1 protein-coding gene and 2 pseudogenes are annotated in these 2,365 nt (G+C 64.7%); 1 reads left to right on the top strand and 2 read right to left on the bottom strand.

Features of this window, described 5'->3' with window-relative positions; all coding sequences use genetic code 11:
• Positions 1-236: 236 nt before the first annotated feature.
• Complete coding sequence (locus tag CIW48_RS32770) at positions 237-722, top strand: hypothetical protein (protein WP_149314500.1); 486 nt, start codon at positions 237-239, stop codon at positions 720-722.
• Positions 723-1,071: 349 nt separating this feature from the next.
• On the opposite strand, the pseudogene CIW48_RS34680 reads toward CIW48_RS32770, so the two are convergent.
• Both CIW48_RS34680 and CIW48_RS32760 read right to left on the bottom strand, forming a co-directional pair.
• Positions 1,072-1,362, bottom strand: a pseudogene (locus CIW48_RS34680) (transposase); the annotation flags it as partial.
• Positions 1,356-2,068, bottom strand: a pseudogene (locus CIW48_RS32760) (IS5 family transposase); the annotation flags it as partial. The pseudogenes CIW48_RS32760 and CIW48_RS34680, both read right to left, overlap by 7 nt.
• Between the last annotated feature and the right edge of the window lie 297 nt (positions 2,069-2,365).

Here is a 2,365-nt window from a genome sequence, read left to right as displayed (position 1 = left end):
CGTCGTCGATACCGCCCGCCTCACCGGGACCAGCCCGTTCGCCACCATCCTCAAAACCGTCAGCGCCTAAATCACACCGCCACAGGGGTGGGTAATTACCTTTCATGTTCACTGTGCAGATCGTGTCGATAGATTGACTTCGATCTGCACCAGCCACTTTAGGAGGTCGCATCAGCAAGGATATGCTGCAGCCCGCAACTATGGTTGGGCAGACCCGGCCGCCGAGGGGCAGCTCGATGTCGCTTGCCGCTGTCATCTGTGCTGCGATGGCTCCCGTAGCCCCCGCGCTCGCAATGCCGATGGGCGGCAATTACACGGGGCACGTCGATAATCAGACATCGCACCCGCTTGGGCCGAATGAGGTGAAGATCCAGCAGATGGCCTCCGGAATGAACACGGGCCCTGGCACGCCGCTCGACGGCGCCAAGGTGCAGTGGGTCGAGACGGTGACGCTCAAGAAGGGACAAGGCCCTGTCCAGGGCACCATCACGTTCACCACGCCCTCCGGTGCAACGTCGAGCGCCTACAAAGGCATGGCCACGACTAACCCTCAGGGGCTAGTTACTGCGCGAGGCACTTACCAAGTCACTAATGGCACCGGTGAGTTGGCCGGGGCGAGGGGCAACGGCAAATTCTCGGTTGCCTACACCTCGAAGGCGGACTTCACCGGAGAGTGGCGCGGCGAGGTGCAAATGCCCGGGCAGAAGTCATCGAAGCGGTGATCACAAAGACGGCCTACTGCAGGACGACGCAGAGGGCCGTCAACGCTCCGGACAGTCGGTTCCGACAAATGGCCTTGCGCCCGGTATAGTCATCGGGACCTGCAGCTAGATGCTCGCAATGTTTAAGGCTGCGGTGTAGACCACGCGTCTTAGTACTACAGTTGCATTTTTTGACGGGCTCGAACGTGAGCAGCCCTGGCGGCGGTCTGATGCCGTCGTCGCCAGACAGACCAAGCCAATAGCAAGGCGCGCACCGGTGCGATGGCAAGAACGAGACGGGCGAGCAGGTGCCTGATCTCCGGAACGGAGAGCGGCAGCATGTGCTCAGATCTTCGGGGCGCACGTCGCTTCAGGCGGCCTCGACGACGGTGTCTGGACTCCTTTCGTTCGGTTTACGAGTTGCGACGCGCACCAACTCGGCGCGCAGCCGCGCGAGGAAGGCAAGCGCGGCCATGCACAGCGTCATGTGGCGGTGCCACCCGTCCCAGGAGCGGGCCTCGCAATGATCGAGGCCGAGTTCACCCTTGGCGGTGCCAAAGCAGGTCTCGATCGTCCAGCGTAGCCCAGCCACACCGGCCAGTTCGGCCAGCGTGGTCTCCATAGGTGCGAACACGACGTAGTAGGCGCGTTCAGGATGGCGAGGCGGCGGAAGTGGGCGAGCCAAGCCAGGGCGCGCTCCACGATCCAGCGGTAGCGCCCCAAGTGTTCGCTGCTCTCGATGCCACGCCGGGCGATGCGCGGTGTGATGCTGCGCGCCCGGCACTCACCTCGACAACGGCGATGATCGTAGCCCTTGTCGGCGTGCAACTTGTCCGGTCTGCGCCGTGGGCGACCCCGGCGCCCAGTGCGTACGCCCGGCACCGCGTCGAGGGTGGCGGCCAGCATGCGGCTGTCGTGACTGTTGGCTCCGGTCAGCGTCTGGCCGAGCAGCGTACCCCTGGCATCCACGACGAGGTGGCGCTTCGTGCCCGGCTTGCCCCGATCCGTCGGGTTCGGACCCGTCGCGCAGCCCCTTTTCTCGCAGGTAGGCTCGCGCTGTGGAGAGCGGCCCGTGACCAATCGAGCGCGTTTGCATCCTGAAGTTGCTCCAGCATCACGCGATGCAGGGCGGCCCAGACGCCGGCTGCCTGCCACGCGCGCAGTCGTCGCCAACTCGTCTTGCCGCTGGAGCCGACGTCGGAATGCGGCAGATGCTTCCATTGCATGCCCATACGCAGCACAAGGATGATGCCCGCCAGCGCCGCCCGGTCCGAGGCGCGCGGCCGACCGCCTTTCGGCTTCTCAGGCTCGGATGGAAGAAGCGGCTCGATCACCGCCCAGAGGTCGTCGGGTACGAGAGCGTCCATGCCCGCCCAACACGCTCGCAGCGGTTTTGTCCCGCGCTCTTAGCTCGACTTTGGCCAATCAGGCGGCTTGGCATAGAGCGTAGGCCCAAGGGCGGGGCAGGACGAAGCGCCGTTTTGGTCTGTGGCGCTGACGGCAAGACAGCACGGAAGCCTGTTCACGCCAGAGCGCGTAGCGCACTGCCGCAAGAGCGTCGACGGTGAACCGCACCCCGTTTTGACCGGACAGGCGGCATAGCTCACGAAGGCATAGGCGTTGGCCTATGGGTAAGGCTATGTCATCCGATCCGACCGCCCCGC

This window comes from Methylobacterium sp. P1-11 (genome assembly GCF_008329595.1).
In the GTDB taxonomy this organism is placed as follows: Bacteria; Pseudomonadota; Alphaproteobacteria; order Rhizobiales; family Beijerinckiaceae; genus Methylobacterium.
This window is presented reverse-complemented; position numbering and strand designations above follow the sequence as displayed.